12 protein-coding genes are annotated in these 20727 nt (G+C 70.1%); 7 read left to right on the forward strand and 5 right to left on the reverse strand.

Annotated elements, in window-relative coordinates; genetic code table 11:
- Window positions 1-59 precede the first annotated feature (59 nt).
- The gene (locus tag EP757_RS03205) at window positions 60-3347 is read left to right on the forward strand and encodes a discoidin domain-containing protein (RefSeq protein WP_127542712.1); all 3288 of its coding nucleotides are present in this window, start codon (window positions 60-62) and stop codon (window positions 3345-3347) included.
- Window positions 3348-3439: 92 nt separating this feature from the next.
- On the opposite strand, the gene EP757_RS03210 is transcribed toward EP757_RS03205, so the two are convergent.
- Window positions 3440-5626: a bifunctional SulP family inorganic anion transporter/carbonic anhydrase gene (locus EP757_RS03210; RefSeq protein WP_127542713.1), complete on the reverse strand. Its 2187-nt coding sequence runs from the start codon at window positions 5624-5626 to the stop codon at window positions 3440-3442.
- 501 nt (window positions 5627-6127) lie between these two features.
- Window positions 6128-7198 carry an NAD-dependent epimerase/dehydratase family protein gene (locus tag EP757_RS03215; RefSeq protein WP_127542714.1) on the reverse strand — a complete coding sequence of 357 codons (1071 nt, stop codon included), beginning with the start codon at window positions 7196-7198 and terminating at the stop codon, window positions 6128-6130.
- 183 nt (window positions 7199-7381) lie between these two features.
- On the opposite strand from EP757_RS03215, the gene EP757_RS03220 reads away from it, so the two are divergent.
- From EP757_RS03220 to EP757_RS03245, 6 genes are all read left to right on the forward strand, one after another.
- Window positions 7382-9964, forward strand: coding sequence for a carboxylate--amine ligase/circularly permuted type 2 ATP-grasp protein (locus EP757_RS03220; protein ID WP_127542715.1), 2583 nt, complete (start codon window positions 7382-7384; stop codon window positions 9962-9964).
- A gap of 16 nt (window positions 9965-9980) precedes the next feature.
- A complete protein-coding gene (locus tag EP757_RS03225) occupies window positions 9981-11747 on the forward strand; it encodes an N-acetylglutaminylglutamine amidotransferase (RefSeq protein ID WP_127542716.1) in 1767 nt (588 codons plus the stop codon).
- Window positions 11748-11756: 9 nt separating this feature from the next.
- Complete coding sequence (locus tag EP757_RS03230; protein WP_127542717.1) at window positions 11757-13664, forward strand: prolyl oligopeptidase family serine peptidase; 1908 nt, start codon at window positions 11757-11759, stop codon at window positions 13662-13664.
- 89 nt (window positions 13665-13753) lie between these two features.
- Window positions 13754-15076 carry a nitrate/nitrite transporter gene (locus tag EP757_RS03235; RefSeq protein WP_127542718.1) on the forward strand — a complete coding sequence of 441 codons (1323 nt, stop codon included), beginning with the start codon at window positions 13754-13756 and terminating at the stop codon, window positions 15074-15076.
- Window positions 15077-15146: 70 nt separating this feature from the next.
- Complete coding sequence (locus EP757_RS03240) at window positions 15147-15935, forward strand: hypothetical protein (protein WP_127542719.1); 789 nt, start codon at window positions 15147-15149, stop codon at window positions 15933-15935.
- A 2-nt stretch (window positions 15936-15937) separates the two neighbouring features.
- Window positions 15938-16438 carry a DinB family protein gene (locus tag EP757_RS03245; protein WP_127542720.1) on the forward strand — a complete coding sequence of 167 codons (501 nt, stop codon included), beginning with the start codon at window positions 15938-15940 and terminating at the stop codon, window positions 16436-16438.
- Window positions 16439-16441: 3 nt separating this feature from the next.
- Here EP757_RS03245 and EP757_RS03250 read toward each other — a convergent pair whose 3' ends face one another.
- From EP757_RS03250 to EP757_RS03260, 3 genes are read right to left on the reverse strand one after another with little or no spacing between them, the layout of a single operon-like run.
- The gene (locus tag EP757_RS03250; RefSeq protein WP_127542721.1) at window positions 16442-17911 is read right to left on the reverse strand and encodes an ATP-binding protein; all 1470 of its coding nucleotides are present in this window, start codon (window positions 17909-17911) and stop codon (window positions 16442-16444) included.
- Window positions 17912-17913: 2 nt separating this feature from the next.
- Window positions 17914-19572: an FAD-dependent oxidoreductase gene (locus EP757_RS03255; RefSeq protein ID WP_127542722.1), complete on the reverse strand. Its 1659-nt coding sequence runs from the start codon at window positions 19570-19572 to the stop codon at window positions 17914-17916.
- Window positions 19573-19575: 3 nt separating this feature from the next.
- Window positions 19576-20718, reverse strand: a complete 1143-nt coding sequence (locus EP757_RS03260) for an NAD(+)/NADH kinase (RefSeq protein WP_127542723.1) — start codon at window positions 20716-20718, stop codon at window positions 19576-19578.
- Window positions 20719-20727: the final 9 nt, after the last annotated feature.

Genomic DNA, 20727 nt, shown 5'->3' on the forward strand with positions numbered 1-20727 from the left:
CCACCGCCGCTGACGCCCGGCGTGCAGCACCCCCGTCCCCCTTTCAGAGAGGCGCTCCCATGTCTCGACTAAGGGTGCTCGCGGTCGTCGCGGGCATCGTGGCAGCTCTCGGACACGCACCGGCAGCCTCGGCCGCCGGACCCAACCTCGCAGCAGGCAAGGCCTTCACCGCCAGCAGCACCTCCGACGTCTACGGCGCGGGCAACGCCGGTGACGGCAACGCGAACACCTACTGGGAGAGCGCGAACAACGCCTTCCCGCAGTGGATCCAGGTCGACCTCGGTGCCGCCGCCGACGTCGACCAGGCCGTCCTGAAGCTGCCGCCGGCGACCGCGTGGGCCACCCGCACGCAGACGCTGTCCATCACCGGCAGCACCAACGGATCGTCGTTCAGCACGCTCAAGGCCAGTGCGGGTCACGTCTTCAACCCGTCCTCCGCGAACACCGTGACCGTCGACTTCACCACGGCGAACGTGCGCTACGTCCGGCTCACGTTCACCGGCAACACCGGCTGGCCGGCCGGTCAGCTGTCCGAGCTGGAGCTGTACGGCCCGACCGGCGGCGGGAATCCCGACCCGCAGCCCGAGCCGTCCGGCACGAACCTGGCGGCGAAGAAGCCGATCGAGGCCTCGTCGACGGTGCACACGTTCGTGGCGACGAACGCCAACGACGAGGACACCGGCACCTACTGGGAGGGCGGCGCGTACCCGGCGACGCTCACCACGAAGCTCGGTGCGAACGCCGCGCTGACCTCGGTGGTCGTGAAGCTCAACCCGAGCAGCGCGTGGGGGACGCGGACCCAGACGTTCGCGGTCCTCGGCCGGGAGCAGTCGTCCTCCTCCTTCACGACGGTGAAGGCGAGCGCCACGTACACCTTCAATCCCTCCACCGCCAACACGGTGACCATCCCGGTCAGCGCGACCGCCGCCGACCTGCGTCTCTCCTTCACCGCGAACTCCGGCGCGCCGAGCGGGCAGGTCGCCGAGGTGCAGGCCTACGGCTCGTGGGCGCCCAACCCGGACCTGACGATCACCTCGACCGGGTTCACGCCCGCCGCGCCGGTGGAGACCGACGCGATCACGGCGTCGGCGACGGTCCGGAACGCGGGATCAGCAGCATCGGGCGCATCCACCGTCAACTTCTATCTGGGTACGTCGAAAGCCGGCACTGTGGCGGTCCCCGCACTCGCGGCAGGGTCGTCCACAACCGTGTCGGCGAGCATCGGCGCCCGTGACGCCGGCAGCTACCAGCTGTCGGCGAAGGTCGACGAGGCGAACACGATCCTCGAGACGAACGAGGCGAACAACTCCTGGACCCACCCGTCGGCGCTCGTGGTCACCCCGGTGAGCAGCTCCGACCTGGTCGCCTCGGCGGTCAGCTGGTCCCCCGGCACCCCGGCGGCCGGCAACACCGTCACGTTCTCGGTGACGCTCAGGAACCAGGGCTCGGCCGCGTCGGCGGGCGGCGCGCACAACGTCACGCTGACCGTGCTGAACGGCTCGACGGTGGTTCGTACGCTGACCGGGTCGTGGACCGGGACGCTCGCCGCCGGCGCCTCCTCGCCGGCGATCAACCTGGGCACCTGGACCGCGGCGAACGGCCGGTACACGGTCCGGACCGTGATCGCGAACGACGGCAACGAGCTGCCGGTCAAGCAGGCGAACAACACCAGCGAGAAGCCGTTCTTCGTGGGTCGCGGCGCCAACATGCCGTTCGACTTCTACGAGGCGGAGGACGGTCAGATCGGCGGGGGCGCGGCGACCGTCGGCCCGAACCGTACCGTCGGTGATCTCGCGGGTGAGGCGTCCGGGCGCAAGGCCGTGACGCTCAACCAGACCGGCGCCTACGTGCAGTGGACGACCCGGGCCGCCACGAACACCGTTGTCGCGCGCTTCTCGATCCCGGACGGCTCGAACAGCTCGATCAACGTGTACGTCAACGGCTCGCTCAACAAGACCCTGCCGCTGACCTCGCGGTTCGCCTGGCTCTACGGCAACGAGGCGAGCCCGCAGAACTCCGGCACCGGGCCGCGGCACATCTACGACGAGGCGAACATCCTGCTGACCGGCTCGTTCCCGGCGGGCAGCACGATCAAGCTGCAGAAGGACGCCGCGAACTCGGGTCCGATCGCGATCGACTTCATCAACACCGAGCAGGTCGCGCCTCTGGGTAATCCGGACGCTTCGAAGTACGTCGTCCCGGCCGGTTTCGACCAGCAGTCGGTGCAGAACGCGCTCGACACGGCCCGCCAGGACTCGTCCAAGATCGGCGTCTACCTGCCGGCCGGCGACTACCAGACCTCGAACAAGTTCCAGGTCTACGGCAAGGCCGTCAAGGTCGTCGGGGCGGGGCCCTGGTACACCAGGTTCTTCACGCCCGCGTCGCAGAGCGAGACGGACGCCGGCTTCCGGGCCGACGCCACCGCCAACGGCTCGACGTTCGCGAACTTCGCGTTCTTCGGCAACTACACGATCCGCATCGACGGCCCCGGCAAGGTGTTCGACTTCGCCAACGTCGCCGACATCACCATCGACAACATCTGGGCCGAGCACGTGGTCTGCCTCTACTGGGGCGCCAACACCGACCGCATGAAGATCACGAACTCGCGGATCCGGAACACGTTCGCCGACGGCGTCAACATGACCAACGGCAGCACCGACAACCTGGTCGACAACAACGAGGCCCGGGCCACCGGCGACGACAGCTTCGCGCTCTTCTCGGCCATCGACGCCGGCGGCGCTGACGAGATCAACAACGTCTTCTCGAACCTCACGTCGATCCTGACGTGGCGTGCGGCGGGCGTCGCGGTCTACGGCGGCTACGCCAACACGTTCAAGAACATCTACATCGCGGACACCCTGGTCTACTCGGGCATCACGATCAGCTCGCTCGACTTCGGGTACCCGATGAACGGCTTCGGCGCCTCCCCGCCGACGACGTTCGACAACATCTCGATCGTCCGGGCCGGCGGCCACTTCTGGGGCGCGCAGGTCTTCCCGGCGATCTGGCTGTTCAGCGCGTCGAAGGTATTCCAGGGCATCCGGGTCAGCAACGTCGACATCGTCGACCCGACCTACTCCGGGATCATGTTCCAGACCAACTACGTGGGCGGTCAGCCGCAGAACATCATCAAGGACACCGTCTTCACCAACATCACGATCACCGGCGCGCAGAAGAGCGGCGACGCGTACGACGCCAAGTCCGGCTACGGCATCTGGGCCAACCCGATGCCGGAGGCGGGTCAGGGCCCGGCGGTGGGCTCGGCGACCTTCACCAACCTGCAGATGAGCGGCAACTACCGCGACATCGAGAACCCGACGAGCACCTTCACGATCAACAGAAACTGATCTCCCGGTACGCGATGAGCCCGTGCCGACGGCACGGGCTCATCTCTCCACTGCTCCCCCGGCAGCGGTTCAGAGGTGCTGGCCGCCACCGGTCAGGCAGCGGCTCCGGTCAGGTCGTCGTCCCGGTTCGCCTCGGCGTTCTCCCCGGTCTTCGCGCCGGTCGTCTCCGCGGCGGTCACCGGGCGGGCGCCCAGGTCGGCGTCCACCTCGTACATCCGGGCCTCGGCGAGGTCGAAGTACATCCCGGTGAGGCGCAGGCGGCCGGCCGCCTCGGCTTCGCGGACCGCCGGGTAGGTGCGCAGATTGACGATCTGCTGCGTCACGTTCTCGGTGCAGCAGAGCTGCTCATCGCTCGGGTCGGTGAAACGTACACCCGACAGCGAAAGCCAATCGCCCAAGGCCGACCCCCGCCGTGCGGCATCGCTCATCAATGCCCGGACCGCGCCGCACCCGGAATGGCCGCACACCGTGATCGTGGTGACGCCGAGGACGTCGACGGCGTACTCGACGGCAGCACCCACCGACGAGTCGGCCTTCTCGCTGTGCGGCACGATGTTTCCGACGTTGCGCACGCAGAACAGGTCACCCGGACCGCTCGCGGTGATCAGATTCGGCACGAGGCGCGAATCCGCACAGGTGATGAACAGCTGCTCCGGCCGCTGGCCGTCCCGCGCCAGGTCGGCCAGGTGCGGCCGGACCAGCGGCGCCACCGAGCGCTCGAACTCGGCGATCCCCGCGGCCATCGCGTCCCGGCGCTGGTGGTCCATGCCCTGCCAGCGCGACCAGGAACCGACCAGCCGGGGCGTACGCTTGCCGCCGCCCAGCCGCCCGGACTTCGCCTGGTGGAACCAGGAGTCGTGCACCTCCCGGATCCGGACCTGACCACCGGCCCGCTCGTAGCCCTCCTGCCAGTCCCGGATCGTCTCGAACGCCCCGTGATCCAGGTAGTCGAGGTGCAGCTCGACGTCGACCTCCTCGCCGGCCGGAAGCGCACCGAGCTCGCGGGTGAGCCGCGCCGACTCGACGAACGCCAGCGTGCCGGTGATCGTGACGAGCCACTGGCCGGGGGCCTTCGGCACCCGGCGGATCTCACAGCGGGTGAGCCGCCAGAGGATCATCAGGGCCGCCGTGACCATGCCCAGCGCCACACCGGTCAGCAGGTCGGTGAAGACCACGCCGAGCGCCGTGACCAGGTACGTCGGCAGCTCCCGGTGCCGCGCGTAGGTCTTCATCTGGGCGAGGCTCACCAGCCGCAGACCCACCACGATCAGCACCGCGGCGAGCACCGCCATCGGGATGGTCTCCAGCAGGCCCGCGAACAGCAGCACGAACGCCGCGATCCACAGGCCATGCATGATCGCCGAGGCCCGGGTACGCGCGCCGGCCGCCACGTTCGTCGACGACCGCACGATCACCCCGGTCACCGGCAGGCCGCCGAGCAGTCCGGACACCGTGTTCGCGGCGCCCTGGCCGACCAGCTCACGGTTCAGGTTGGCCCGCTTGCCGTCGTGCATCCGGTCCACGGCGACCGCCGAGAGCAGCGATTCCACGCTCGCCACCAGGGCGATCGTCATCACCGCCACGACGATCGCGCGGACCGGCGCATCAGGCCAGGCCGGCCGGATCAGCCCGGCGAGCGGCTCGTCCGGCAGGTTGACCCGCACCACGTCGGCGCCGGTCACGGCGGCGACCGCCGTCATCGACACCACCGCCACCAGTGCCGCCGGCAGCAGCGAGATCTTCACCAGCCTCGGCCAGAGGATCAGGATCGCCACGGTGGCGACCCCCAGCAGCGCCGCCGCCCCGTGATGGGTGACGATCTGCGCCGGCAGGTCCCGCAGGTTCGCCCAGGCGGAACTCTGCGGCGCGCCACCCAGCATCACGTGGACCTGGCTCAGCGCGATGACCAGGCCGATACCGGCCAGCATGCCGTGCACGACGGCGGGTGAGAGTGCGAGAGCGACCCGCCCCATACGGGTCAGGCCGAGAAGGATCTGGACGAGCCCGGCGACCGCGACGATGGCGGCCGTACCGGCGAACCCGAAGTCGCTCACGGCTCCGGCGACGATCACGGTGAGGCCGGCCGCGGGGCCGCTCACCTGTAGTGGAGCGCCACCTAGGGCGCCCGCGACGATGCCGCCGACAACCGCGGCGACCAACCCCGCCAGGAGCGGGGCCCCGGATGCCGCGGCGATACCCAGCGACAACGGGATGGCGATCAGGAACACGACGATGGACGCCGGCAAGTCCCGGCGCAACAGTTGCGTCAAGTCGGACATTTCAGCAAAATACCGAATATTGGTTAACGGGTCATTACGCAACCGGCCCTTACTTGCAAAACACAGCAAACTGCCGCCTGGCACTCAGCAGCATCTCAGCTTCCCATGCAAGATCCTTCAGCAAGTCCTCCGCCGAGGAGGCCCTCCCGCCGAATTTCTTAGGGTCCGCGACCTTCTTTCCAACAAATCGATCGGCCCTCCTAGAGGTAAGCCCGCAACCACACCGGCCACCCGCTCTAACCCGTTTTTTCCGAGATATCGCTCAAGCCGCTCCTCGCCCCGCTTGAACCCTTCCGCCCCAGATAGCCGCCCCATCACACCTCCCCCTTCACTGCCCTCCACCCAAGCCGTAGCCCAGACACCTCGGGCCAGACCCACAACGTGCTTCAGCTACGGCCGCCGCTACCCCGGCCGCAGGCTCGTGCACTGGTCAAGGCCCCGCAACGACAGAAACCCACGGCCGCGTAAAAACCGGGCCGTGGGTTTCTGGGAGGAGGCTCGTCAGGCCTTCCAGAGGTCCTTGTTGGACTCGTGCATGTCGCGGAGGATCATCGGTACGTCGTACTTGACGCTCCAGGACGGGTAGTGCTCCTCGAAGCGGGCCGTGCTGCTGATCCACCACTGGTGGTCGCCGATGCGGTTCTCCGGGACGTACTCGGTCTTCGCCTCCACGCCGGCGATCTCGGAGGCGATCTGGAAGGCCTCGAGGACGCTGCAGTTGGAGGTGCGGCCGCCGCCCATGTTGTAGACCTCGGCGACGCGCGGGGCGGCGTGGAAGGCCTCGAACGCGGAGACCAGGTCGGACGAGTGGATCGCGTCGCGGACCTGCTTGCCCTTGTAGCCGTAGATCCGGTAGAGGCGCTGTTCCATCACGCAACGCATGACGTACGCCAGGAAGCCGTGCAGTTCGGCGGCGGAGTGACCGGGGCCGGTGAGCGTGCCACCGCGGAAGACGGCGGTGGGCATGTCGAAGTAGCGGCCGTACTCCTGGACCATCACGTCGGCGGCGACCTTGGAAGCGCCGAAGACCGAGTGCAGGGACTGGTCGATCGACATGGTCTCGTCGATGCCCTCGTACCACTGGTGGTCGGCCGGCAGCTCCCAGCGGGTCTCCTGCTCGATCAGCGGCAGCGAGTTCGGCAGGTCGCCGTAGACCTTGTTGGTCGAGGTGAAGATGAAGGGCGCGTCGATCGCGTGCTTCCGGGTCGCCTCGAGCATGTTGATCGTGCCGACCGCGTTGACGTCGAAGTCGGTGAACGGCTCGCGGGCGGCCCAGTCGTGGCTCGGCTGCGCGGCCGCGTGGATCACCAGGCCGATGTTCTTGCCGAGGCCGGCGAAGAGCTTGTCGAGGCCGTCCCGGTCACGGATGTCGATGCCGTGGTGGGTGTAGCGGGCGCCGACCTCCTTGGTCAGCCGCTCCAGGTTTCCCTTGGTGGAGCCGTCGGCGCCGAAGAAGTAGCCGCGCATGTCGTTGTCGAGGCCGACCACGTCCATGCCGAGCCCGGTGAAGTGCCGGACCGCCTCGGACCCGATCAGTCCGGCGGAGCCGGTGATTACGACGACGCTGCTCATCAGGACCTCCGAGGTTGAACACCAGCCACCGGCCGAGGTTACACATCTCCGGCACGTGCCGGACGGGCCGGTCGACCTCACACCCGGAAGATGCTTGACGAGAGCGCGAAACGGGCACGTCACAGATTCGCTACATGAGATGGGAAAGCTCGCCAGGAAATCAGGCGAAAGCGGAGGCGGTCGATGACGGAGTCCCTTCAGGCACCAGTCCCTGTTCAACGGAAGGGTCCCGACGAGCTCACCCTAGGTGTCGAAGAGGAGTTGCACGTCGTCGATCTGGCCACCCGCGAGCTCGTACCCCGGGCTCCGGAGATCCTCGACCAGCTGGACTCGAGCCAGTTCTCCGCCGAGCTGCACCGCTCGGTCGTGGAGACGAACACACCGGTCAGCGCCACCCTTGACGGTCTCCGGGACGGGATCACGGGGCGCCGGCGTACGGCCATCGCGGTAGCCGAGTCGCTGGGTCTCGGCCTCGTCGCGTCCGGGACGGTCCCGCTGGTGGACCTGGACCGGCTGCCGGTGACGCCCACCACCCGCTACCACCGGATGCTGCACGAATACCAGATGCTCGTCCGGGAGCAGCTGATCTGCGGAACCCAGGTGCACGTCGGGATCCCGGACCGGGACGAGGCGGTCGCCGTCGCGCAGCGGGTGTCGCCGGTGCTGCCGGTGCTACTGGCACTCTCGGCCAGCTCGCCCTACTGGATGGGCGAGGACTCCGGGTACGCCAGCGTCCGCTCCCTAGTTTGGATGCGCTGGCCGACGGCCGGCGACAGCGGCCCGCTGCAGTCCGCGGCCGAGCACGAGGAGCTGGTCAGCGATCTGATCGCCTCCGGGACGATCAGCGACCCGAAGATGGTCTATTTCGACGTACGGCCGTCGGCGCACGTGCCGACGGTCGAGTTGCGGGTCACCGACGCCAGCCCGGACACCGAGACGGTCGTTCTGATCGCCGGCCTGTTCCGGGCCCTCGTGCTGCGGGCCCGCCAGCAGCACCGGGCGGGCGAGCCGATGCCCGCCGCCCGGCCGCCCCTGCACCGGGCCGCGATGTGGCGGGCCGCCCGGTCCGGCCTGGAGGGTGACCTGCTGGACCTGCCGCGCTCGCCGGTCCCGATTCCGGCCGCGGCGGCGGTGGAGCGCCTGATCGGCGAGCTCCGCCCGCAGCTGGAGGAGCTGGGCGACTGGGAGCAGGTGTTCGATCTCTCGCTGCGGGCGCTGAGCCGGGGCAGTTCGGCGGCTCGGCAGCGGCGTGCGCTGGCCCGCCGTGGCCGGCTCGCCGACGTAGTGGATCTGCTGGTGGCGGACACCCGGGGCAACGTGACCGGCACCGGACCGGCCGGGATGCCGGAGCCGGCGCGGCTGGAGACGTACGGTGCCGCCGGTGACGAGGCGTTCCCGGACGGGCGGGTCGACCCGGCGTACGCCGGGATCCTGCCGGTGCTCACCGCGCTCGGCGCGACCGGACTGCGGCACCGGGAGGACAAGCGGGACGACGAGCAGCGGGCCCGCGGGATCACGTTCAGCGTGGCCGGCGAGGCGGCGACCCGGCTCTTCCCGTTCGACCTGGTGCCGCGGCTCGTCCCGGCATCCGACTGGGCCCACCTGCGGGCCGGTCTCACCCAGCGGGTGCAGGCGCTCGACGCGTTCCTCAACGACGTGTACGGCGACCGCCAGATCGTCAGCGACGGCGTCCTCCCGGAATGGGTCGTCAACGGCTCGCCCGAGCTGCGGGCCAGCGGCGCCCTGATCCACCGCCGGGCGGTGCGCACGCAGGTGGCGGGCGTGGACCTGGTCAAGGACTCGGTGACCGGGGAATGGCGTGTCCTCGAGGACAACCTCCGCGTGCCGTCGGGCATCGCGTACGCCATGCAGAACCGCCGTCTGACCTGGAGCGTCCTGCCCGAGCTGCCCCGGCCGGCCGGCCTGATCTCGGTCGAGGACACCCCGAAGCTGCTGAAGCGGGCGCTGCTGGAGGCGGCCGGCCCGGCCGCGGGCGACGATCCCGCCCTCGTCGTGCTGAGCCAGGGACCGGACGACTCGGCCTGGTTCGAGCACAGGATGCTGGCCGAGGCGATGGACGTCCCGGTGGTCCGCAGCACCGAGCTCTTCGTCGACGAGGGCCGGGTCTGGCGCCTGCGCGACGGCCACCGGCACCCGGTCGACGTGATCTATCTGCGGATGGGCGAGGACAGCCTGGTGCACTCGCCGGGCGCGGACGGGATGCCGCTCGGCCCGAGCCTGGTCGCCGCCCTGCACGCGGACACCGTCGTGCTGGCGAACGCGCTGGGCAACGGCATCGCCGACGACAAGGCCATCTACGCCTACGTGCCTCGCATGATCGATTACTACCTCGGGGAGAAGCCGATCCTCGCGGACGTGACGACCTATCTGTGCGGCATCCCGGATCAGCGGGTCGAGGTGCTGTCCCGCCTGGACGAGCTGGTCTGCAAGCCGGTCGACGGCTACGGCGGCGACCGGATCGTGATCGGCCCGCACGCCACCGCCGACGAGCTGACCGCACTGCGCCGCCAGATCCAGACGGCGCCGCACCGCTGGGTGGCGCAGGAGCTGGTGCAGCTCTCCACGCACCCGGTCTTCGACGGTCACCGGCTCGCGCCGCGGCACGTCGACCTGCGCGCGTTCGTGTTCACCGGGAAGCACTCGACCGTCGCCCCGGCAGCGCTCACCCGGGTCGCCCCGGCGGGCAGCATGATCGTCAATTCCTCGCGCGGCGGCGGCTCGAAGGACACCTGGCTGTTGGGATGAACTGAGGAGGATTCACATGTGCGGGATCGCCGGAGAGATCTGTTACGGCGACCGATCCGCGGACACCGATGCGGTCCGCCGGATGCTGCCCTGCCTGGAGAGCAGAGGTCCGGACGGCGAAGGACTGTGGGCGAGAGAGCGTGTGGCGTTCGGCCACCGGCGGCTGAGGATCATCGACCTCTCGGACGCCGGTGGCCAGCCGATGACGGACGAGCAGCTCGGCCTCACCGTGGTCTTCAACGGCTGCATCTACAACTACCGGCAACTGCGGGAAGAGCTTCAGTCGTACGGCTACAGCTTCCGCTCGCACTCGGACACCGAAGTGATCCTGAAGGCGTTCCACCGCTGGGGGGCCGACTGTGTCACCCGGTTCCTTGGCATGTTCGCCTTCGCGATCGCCGAGCACGGCTCCGGGACCGTCACGCTGGCCCGCGACCGCCTCGGCATCAAGCCGCTCTACCTGGCCGAGTCCCCGGGCCGGCTGCGGTTCGCCTCGACGCTGCCGGCCCTGCTCGCGGCCGGTGGCGTCGACACCAGCATCGACAAGGTCGCGCTGCACCACTACATGACGTTCCATTCGGTGGTGCCGGCGCCGCGGACGATCCTGGCCGGGGTACGCAAGCTGCCACCGGCCACGGTCCGGGTGATCCGCAAGGACGGGACGTCGACCGAGCGGGTCTACTGGGAGGCGAGCCACACCCGTCTCGCCCGGGAGACGGACTGGGCCGCTGAGCTGCGGGAGAAGCTGCGGGTGGCGGTCGAGCGCCGGATGGTCGCCGATGTGCCGGTCGGGGTGCTGCTCTCCGGCGGTCTCGACTCGAGCTTCATCGTGGCGCTGCTGGCCGAGCAGGGGCAGACCGGGCTGACCACGTTCAGCATCGGATTCGAGTCGGGCGGCGGGGAGAGCGGCGACGAGTTCGCGTACTCGGATCTGGTCGCGAAGAAGTTCGGCACCGAGCATCACCAGATCAGAATCGGACGGGACCGGTTCCTGCCGGCCGTCGAGCGGACCGTCGCGGCGATGAGCGAGCCGATGGTGAGCCACGACTGCATCGCGTTCAACCTGCTCAGTGAAGATGTGGCGAAGCAGGTCAAGGTCGTACAATCGGGGCAGGGCGCTGACGAGATCCTCGCCGGCTACAGCTGGTACCCGCCCCTCGCCGGCGTTCCGCGCGACCAGGCCGTCGAGGCCTATGCGAAGGAGTTCTTCGACAGGCCGCACGGCGATCTGGCACGACAGCTCAACCCCGAGTGGCTGACCGAGAACGATCCCTCGCTGGAGTTCGTGCGGGAGAGTTTCGGGCGGCCGGGCGCCACCACTGCGGTCGATGCGGCACTGCGCCTCGACTCGCAGGTGATGCTCGTCGACGATCCGGTCAAACGGGTCGACAACATGACTATGGCGTGGGGCCTGGAAGCACGCGTACCGTTCCTGGATCACGAGCTCGTCGAGTTCGCGGCGGCGTGCCCGCCGGAGGTGAAACTGGCGCAGGGCGGCAAGGGGGTGCTCAAGGACGCGGCCCGTGGCCTGGTGCCGGACGAGGTGATCGACCGGCCGAAGGGTTACTTCCCGGTTCCCGGCATCCGGCATCTGGAAGGCACGATGCTGGAGAAGGTGCGCGACGCGCTGTCCGCGCCCGCCGCGCGGGACCGGGCGCTGTTCCGCCCGGCGTACGTCGAGGCGCTGCTGGCCGACCCGAACACGCCGCGCACGACCCTCGGGGCGAATCAGTTGTGGCAGCTCGCGCTGCTGGAGATGTGGTTGCAGGAGAACGGGATCTAGGAGGTCTGGATGGGTGGTCAGCTCAGCCGTGTCGATGTCACCGTGCTACCGGTGGGCTGGAGTGATCCATCCGGCCCCCGGCAGGAGTCGGAGGTCGCCGGCAACTGGTCACCCACCCTCTCCCCGGACGGCCGGCATCTGGCGTACGTCTCCGACCGCGGCGGTGTCCCGGCCGTCTGGGTGCAGCCGGTCGGCAGCGACCTGACCTTCCGGGTCGACACCGGTCCCGAGCCGGTCGCCGCGGTGCGCTGGTCGTCCGGCGGCGGCTGGCTGGCCTGCGAGATCACTCCCGGCGGCGCACCCCGGCACGAGATCTGGCTGGTCCGGCCGGACGGCTCCGACCTGCACCAGGTGGCCGGGTTCGGCGCGGACACCGCGGAGAACATGCGCTGGCTGCCGGGCCGGCCGGTGCTCGCGCTGACCGAGAACCTCACCACCGCGGTCCTCATCGACGTGGTGCAGGAGACCCGGACGGTGGTCGCGCGGGGAGAGCTTCTCGCGCTTCTGGACATGGATCCGGCCGGGCGCTTCGCGCTTCTGCGGTACGGACCCCGTGGCGCGCGGGAGATCGTGCTGCGCGATCTCGGCAGTGGCGTGGAGAAGCCGGTGACGCGGGGCGAGCGGGCCGTGTTCAGTCCCGGTGGCGGCTGCGTCTACGCGCTCAGCCAGGACGGCGAGCGCCCGGTGCTGCTGCGGATCGACGGCGACGCCGTGGAGGCGATGACCGGTGACCGGCCGACCGGCGTGGCCCGGCTCGCCATGAAGGAGAGGTCTCCCACCGCGGCCGCCGGAACGGTCACGGACCGCTCGGCCACCGACGAGCCGGTCGGCATGTCTCCCGGTGAGGTCGAGGATTTCGCGGTGACGGCCGACGGGCGTACCTCCGCGGTGTTGTGGAACGTGCGTGGCGGAGAGTCGGAGGTCGCGCTGATCGGCCTGGACCACGACGGTGATCGCGTCCCGGAGCTGATCTCGCCGCTGCCGGGCCTGGTGGTCGGCGAGCTCGCGTGGAGTTTCGACGGATCGACGCTCGCGTTCACGGCGGAGGGGCCGGGGCAGCCGCACGGCGTCTGGGTCTGGGATCGCGCGACCGGCCGGGTCAGCGCGGTCTCGGCGGACGCCGCGGCGCCCGATGCGGTCCGGCCGACCCTGGAAGTCTTCCCGGCGCACGACGGGCTCACGCTGACCGGCTGGCTCTTCCGGCCGCGCACCGCCGGGCCGCACCCGACCGTGCTCTGGCTGCACGGCGGCCCGGAAGCGCAGGAGAGGCCTGGTCACGGCCCACTCTTCCAGTCGCTGGTGAACCGGGGCATCGCCGTCTTCGCCGCCAACGTCCGCGGGTCGTCGGGATTCGGGCGGAGTTTCGTGGACGCCGACAACGGCGCGCTGCGGTACGCGGCGATCGAAGACGTCCGGACGTGCGCCGGCTACCTCCGCGATTCCGGCGTCAGCACCTCGCTGGGCTGCATGGGCCGCTCCTACGGCGGCTACCTCACGCTGGCGGCGCTGACCACGTTCCCGGATCTCTTCGACGTCGGCATCGACGTGTGCGGCATGTCCGACTTCGAGACGTTCTACCGGCACACCGAGCCGTGGATCGCCGCCGCTGCCGTCAGCAAGTACGGCGATCCGGTCCGCGACGCCGACCTGCTGCGTGATCTGTCGCCGATGACGCGCATCGACCGGCTGCGCACGCCGCTGCTCGTCGTGCACGGCGAGAACGACAGCAACGTGCCGGTGATCGAGGCGGAACAGGTGGTCAAGGCCCTGGCCGAGCGCGGGGTCGAGCACCGCTACCTGCTCTTCCCCGGCGAGGGCCACGAGCTGCTGCACCGGTCGTCGCGGGCGGAGTACCTGCGCGAGGTGCTCGCGTGGCTGGAGACGCACCTCGTCACGGTGGAGAAGGAGTCACGGTGAAGAAGGATCAGTGAACAAGCGCACGTTGTCGCGGGAGGCCGGCCGAGAAAGGCTTGAGAGGATCCTGACTTCCGGCTGAAAGGCGAGCCATGCGCCTGCGTCCCGAAACCCGGGCCTGGGCCGTGTGGTCCGCCGGCCTCGCCGCCTACGTCGTCGCCGTCCTGCACCGCACCTCGCTCGGCGTGGCCGGGCTGGACGCGCAGCACCGGTTCGACATCGGCGCGAGCGCGCTCGCCAGCTTCGCGGTTCTCCAGCTGCTGGTCTACGCCGGCCTGCAGATCCCGGTCGGGATGCTGCTCGACCGATTCGGATCGCTGCGGCTGGTGCTCTCCGGCGCGCTCCTGATGGCCGCCGGGCAGCTGCTCATGGCGTTCAGCGACGACGTGACGGGCGCCGTCGCGGCCCGGGTGCTGGTCGGCGCCGGTGATGCGATGACGTTCATCAGCGTGCTGCGACTCGTACCGCACTGGTTCCCGCCCCGGCGTGTCCCGGTGCTCACCCAGGTCACCGGCATCGTGGGCCAGATCGGACAGGTGCTCTCCGCCGTGCCGCTGGCGGCCCTGCTCGCCGGCCCCGGCTGGACCATCGCGTTCGGTGGCGCCGCGGCCGCCGGGGTCTTCGTGGCGCTGGTCGCCTTCGCGGCCCTGCACGACACCCCGCAACGGCGGGTCAACAGCGGCAGCGCGGTCACCTGGCAGCGGCTCGGCGCCGACCTGTCCGGCGCGTGGCGGCACCCCGGCACCCGGCTCGGACTCTGGACCCACTTCACCACCCAGTTCACCGGAACCGTCTTCGCCCTGATGTGGGGCGTGCCGTTCCTGATCGCCGGCGAGGGGCTGAGCCGCGGCACGGCCAGCACCCTGCTGATCGTGTTCGTGCTGACCGGCATGGCCTCCGGCCCGGTGCTCGGCATGCTCACCCAGCGGTTCCCGCTGCGCCGCTCGCTGCTGGTGCTCGGCATCGTCGCCGTGAACATGGGCGCCTGGGCCCTGGTCCTGGCGTGGCCCGGGCAGGCGCCGATGCCGCTGCTCGTGCTGCTGGTGGTGGCGCTCGGCCTCGGCGGCCCCGGGTCGATGATCGGATTCGACTACGCCCGCAGCTTCAACCCGCCCAGCCGGCTCGGCACCGCGACCGGCGTGGTGAACGTCGGCGGCTTCGTGGCGTCGCTGCTCTCCATCCTGTTGATCGGGCTGGTCCTGGACGCCCGTACGGGTGGCAGTGCCGACTATCACATCGACGACTTCCGGGTCGCCATGTCGGTGCAGTTCGGCGTCGCGGCGATCGGTGTCCTCGGCATCCTGCGGACCCGCCGCCTGGCCCGACGCAAGATGGAGCAGGAGGACGGCATCGTGATCCGGCCGCTGCGGGAGGCCCTCGCGTCGCGCTTCGCTCTGGCCGGGCGGCAGGGATAGAGGTTTATCCCTGGGGGTGGCGGTAAAGGGCAGAAGCTGGCGCTGACACCCATACTCCCAGAGGAGGGAAATGTCCGACCTCGCGCAGCCTCGGATCTGGTCGAACATCGACATCCCGAAGACCATCGCCGGCACTCTCGCCGCCGTCTCGGCCGCCGTGGTCGGCTCGTTCCTGGGCGTCGCCGGCACGGTGATCGGCGCGGCGGTGGCCAGCCTGATCAGCTCGATCGGCACCGAGGTCTATCACCGCTATCTGGACCACGGCACCAAGAAGCTGCAGTCCGCGTTCGTCACGACGCCGATGGCCGCTCAGGCCGCCGTCGGCACGCCGGAAGTGGCGGCCGCCGAAGAGCCGCCGTCCGGAAACGCCCCTCGCACCATCCGCTGGAAGCGGGTCGCCATGGTCGCGGGCGCTCTCTTCGTGCTCGGCCTCGCCACGCTGACCGCCGCCGAACTGCTGACCGGCAAGTCAGCGGCGGACGCCACCCGGGGCGGGGACGGCGGCAGCCCGACCCTGTTCCAGCTCTCCGGAAACGGTGGCGACTCGCCGGAGAAGTCCGGTAATACGGAGGAGAAGGAACCCGCGCCGGCGACCACCTCGACCGACGGAGCGACGCAGGAGCCGGCCGAGGACGCGACGGAGACCACCCCGAACCCCGATGCGACCACCGATCCCGGCACCGGATCCGGCGACACCGGCACCCAGGATCCGGCCACTCAAGATCCGGCCACTCAGGATCCGGGTGCCGGCACAGGCGCCGACTCGGGGTCCGACTCCGGTTCCGGTTCTGGGAAGAGCGACACGGGCAGCATCGACAGCGGGGCCGGCACCACCGGCGCCCAGGAAGGCACGGAGTGACGATGAACGCCACCGACATCCTGATCGAGGCGCACGGCCGCCTTCCCGAACTGGTCGACACCGCCGTCCGCGACCTCACCCCGTCGCAGCTGCGCTGGGCGCCGAAGCCCGGCGCCAACACGATCGGCTGGCTGGTCTGGCACCTGGCCCGCGGTCAGGACGCCCAGATCGCCGACCTGACCGGCGCCGAGCAGGTCTACATCAGCGGCGAGTGGGCGCCCCGGTTCGGCCTGAAGCCGGACCCGTCCGACCACGGTTACGGCCACTCGCCGCAGCAGGTCGCCGCGGTGCAGCCGGAGAACTGGCAGGCGCTCGCCGACTACTACGCGGCGGTGCACGCGCGCACGCTCGACTACCTGCGCGGCGTCACTCCCGCGGACCTGGACCGGGTGATCGACGCGAACTGGGAACCGCCGGTCACCCTCGGCGTCCGCCTGGTGAGCATCATCGACGACGACGTGCAGCACGCGGGGCAGGCCGCCTACGTGCGCGGCCTGCTCTGACCCCTATGCCGACGCCGGCTCGGCGATCGGCAGCCGCACCACGAACTCCGTGTCACCCGGCTGGGACTGCACCGAGATGTCCCCGCCGTGGCCGTTCACCACGATCCGGTAGGAGATGTCCAGTCCCAGGCCGGTCCCCTCGCCCACCGGCTTCGTGGTGAAGAACGGCTCGAAGACACGTTTGCGCACCTCGGGCGGCATCCCCGGCCCGGTGTCGCCGACCGACACCACCACCCGGTCGGCCTCCCGGTACGTCCGGATCGTCAGCGTCCCCTGCCCCGCCATCGCGTGCACCGCGTTGTCGATCAGGTTCGTCCACACCTGGTTGAGCTCGGCGGGGTGGGCCGGGACCTGCGGGAGCGTCCGGTCGTAGTCCTTCACCACCCGTACGCCCTCGCCGATCTTGTGAGAGAGCATCACGAGCGTGCTGTCCAGACCACCGTGCACGTCGATCCACTGGTGTGCGGCACGGTCCACGTGCGAGTACTGCTTGGCGGCCGACACCAGCGACGACACCCGGCCGGACGCGTCCTCGATGTCGGTCATCAGCTGCTCGGTCTCCAGCGCGTACCCGATCCAGTGGATCGCCTGGTCGAGCAGTTCAGCGGAGGCGAGGCGCTGCTCGATCTCCGAGAGGCACTCGGTGTCGATGCCGCCCTGCGCGAAGACCGGGGCGACGTCCCAGCCGCCGGTGATGCCGTGGTCGTCCATCCAGTCGCCGAGCTCGTCCTCCAGGTCGGCGGTCTGCATCGCGGTGAGCGCCGGCGCCTTCGCGGCCCGCTCGATGACCTCCTCCTGGAGTTCGAGCAGCGCGACCAGGCGGTCCGGGGCGACCTTGCCGGCGGCCAGCTTGCCGAGTTTCATCCGCATCGCGGCGACCCGCTGACGCAGCGCGCCGGTGGCCCGGGCCGCTGCCGCCGCCGGGTTGTTCAGCTCGTGCATGAGGCCGGCGGAGAGGGCGCCGAGCGCTGCCAGCCGCTGCCGTTCGCCGATCGCCGCCTGCGAGCTGCGCATCCCGAAGGCGAGACCTTCGAGCAGGTGGATCGCCATCGGGAACCACTCGCGCATCAGCGAGCCGAAGTCGGACGCGGACAGCACGAAGAACTCGCTGTCGGAGAGCGCCCGCATCGAGCCCATGTACTTGCGCGGCACCCCGTCGTCGCGAAGGTAGGCCTGGGTGGCGCCCATGTAGACGCCGCGCTGCTCGGTGCGGTTCGTCTCGACCTCGTCGGCGCCGACCCGGCGGGTGAGTACGACGGTGCCGGTGAGCAGCACGACGAACGACTCGGCCGGGTCGCCCTCGCGCAGCACCAGACCGCCGGCCGGCACGCTCATGGTGCAGCCGTGCTCGGCGAGCCAGGTCAGCTGCTCGTCGGTCAGCTTCTCGAAAAGGAACAGCGTGCGCAGCTCGCCGGGGGTGAGCAGGCCCGGTTCACAGGGGGAGAGCCGGATCTCTTCGGTTTCGGTGGTCATGACTACTGCGCCTCCAGGTAACGATGCACCAGCGCGACGGCCATCGCTCCCTCGCCGACCGCCGAGGCCACCCGTTTGATCGAGTTGGCCCGGACGTCGCCGGCGGCGAAGATGCCGGGGACACTGCTCTCCAGATAGAACGGATCCCGGTCCCGATCCCATCCCCGCGGGCGTTCGCCGTTCGCCACGAGATCCGGACCCGTACGGATGAAGCCCTTCTCGTCCCGGGCGACGGTGTCCCCGAGCCAGTCGGTCCGCGGCTCCGCGCCGATGAACACGAAGAGGTATCCGCACTCGACGGTCTTCTTCGTGCCGTCCTTGCTGTCGCAGATCGTGATCGCCTGCAGGTGCCCGTCGCCGTGCGCGCCGATCACCTCGCAGCGGGTACGGACCTCGATGTTCTCGATCCGGGCGAGCTGCTGGATGAGGTAGTACGACATCGACGACTCCAGCGAGTCGCCGCGGACCAGCAGGGTGACCTTCCGCGCGTACTTGGCGAAGAAGAGCGCGGCCTGACCCGCCGAGTTCGCCCCGCCGACGATGTAGACGTCGGTGCCGGCGCAGGCCGGGCCCTCGGTCGACGCCGAGCCGTAGAAGACGCCCGAGCCGGTCAGGTCGGCGATACCCTCGGCCACCAGCGGGCGGTAGGAGACGCCGGTCGAGAGCAGCACCGCGTGCGAGGAGATCTCCCGGCCGTCGGCGAGGGTCAGCGTCCGCGCCGAGCCGTCCGCCCGCAGGCCGACGACCTCCCGGGTGTTCAGCGTCTCCGCGGCGAACTTGTCGGACTGCCGGCGGGCCCGCTCGGTGAGCTGGGCGCCGGAGATCCCGTCCGGGAAGCCGAGGTAGTTCTCGATCCGGGAACTCTGCCCGGCCTGCCCGCCGACCGCGCGGCGCTCGACCAGCAGCGTCTTGAGGCCCTCCGAGCCGCCGTAGACGGCAGCGCCCAGACCGGCCGGCCCGCCGCCCACGATGATCAGGTCGTAGAAGTCCCGGCCCGGCGTGGTGGAGAGCCCGGCCGCCTCGGCGACCTGCTGCACGCTCGGCTGGGACAGCGCCTTGCCGTCGGCCGTCACCACCAGCGGAATCGACTCCGGTCCGGCGTTCGCCGCCTCCAGCAGGCGGCGGCCCTCCGGCTCGTCGGCGCCGAAGTATTTGTACGGCACCAGGTTCCGGGCGAGGAAATCCCGGATCTGGTACGACGGCTCGCTCCACCGATGGCCCACCACCCGGATGTCCGGCAGCTCGGTGTCGCCGGTCGCCTGCCACGCGTCGAGCAGAGCGTCGATCACCGGGTACAGCTTCTCCTCCGGCGGGTCCCACGGCTTGAGCAGGTAGTGGTCGACGTCCACCACGTTGATCGCCTGGATCGCGGCGTCGGTGTCGGCGTACGCGGTGAGCAGGGCCCGCCGCGCGTGCGGGAACAGGTCCATCGCCTGCTCCAGGAACTCGATGCCGTTCATCTGCGGCATCCGGTAGTCGGCGAGCATGACCGCGACCCGGCCGCCGCGGAGTTTCAGCTCGCGCAGCACGTCGAGGGCTTCGGAGGCGGACGAGGCCCGGATGATCCGGTACTGGTCGCCGTAGCGGCGGCGCAGGTCGCGTGCGATGGCACGGGAGACGGAAGGGTCGTCGTCGACGGTCAGGATCGCGGCATGGCCCATGGGTCAGTCCCTCAGCTCGGGGTGTCGTTCTAGATATCCAGCGACGAACGGGCAGGTCGCAGTGACGGGTGTGGATCGGGAACGGGCGTCGGCAAGTGCCGCGGCGGCCAGGCGACCGGCCAGTCCGCGGCCGGAGAACGCCTGGTCGACCTCCGTGTGCAGCAGTTCGATCCGGTCACCGTGGCGGCGGTAGTGCAGCATCCCGGCGACCTCGCCGCCGAGCACCACCTCGTAGCGCTGCTGCTCGAAGCTGTCGACGACCACCGCGTCGGTGACGTCGCCGGAGCCGACCTGGGCGCTGCCCTCGACCCGGAGCTTGCGGCGGGCCCGCTCGTAGAAGGAGGTGCGGCCGAACCGGATCACCTGGGCGGCGCCGGGCAGCGGCTGGATGTCGAGGCGGGCGCCGGGCTCGGCGTAGCCCTCGATGATGCCGTCGACCTCGATCGCGAGGCGGCCGCTGGTCGGCAGCACGTCCAGGCTGACCTTCTCCGAGGTGTCCAGCACCAGCGAGCGGTTGAACGACGAGTGTGCCGCGGCCGCGCTGACGATCAGGGCCTCGACGTTCGGCGAGACGATCGGGCCGCCGGCCGAGAAGCTGTACGCCGTCGACCCGGTCGGCGTGGAGACGATCACGGCGTCGGCGGCGTAGTTGACGAACCCGTGCTCCTCCACCCGGATGCCGACCGCGGCGAGACCGTGCCCGGGAACCCGGACCAGGGCGATGTCGTTGAAGGCGGTCACCGCGCGGCCGTCCGGCAGCACCGTGCGGACCGCAGTGCGCGTCTCCACCGTGAAGTCGTGCTCGTCGATCGCGGAGAGCGCGTCGCTGAGATCCGGCAGATCCACCTCGGCGAGGAACCCGAGCCGGCCCACGTTGACGCCCAGCACCGGCGTCTTGCGGCCCTCGACGAGCCGCATCGTCCGCAGCATCGTGCCGTCGCCGCCCAGGCTGACCAGCAGCCCGGCCCGCTCGACCATCTCCTCCTGCGACACGGCGACCGCGCTGCAGGCGATCCGGGTGATCTCGTCCGGCAGGCCGAGCACCGTCACGCCCCGATCGGCCGCCCAGTTCACGATGGTGTCGACTGCCGAACCGCAGTCCCGGCGCGGGTGCAGCACCAGCCCCACGACCTTGACCATCCCCATGACCGATTC

The sequence above is a fragment of the Actinoplanes sp. OR16 genome (genome assembly GCF_004001265.1).
GTDB lineage: Bacteria > Actinomycetota > Actinomycetes > Mycobacteriales > Micromonosporaceae > Actinoplanes.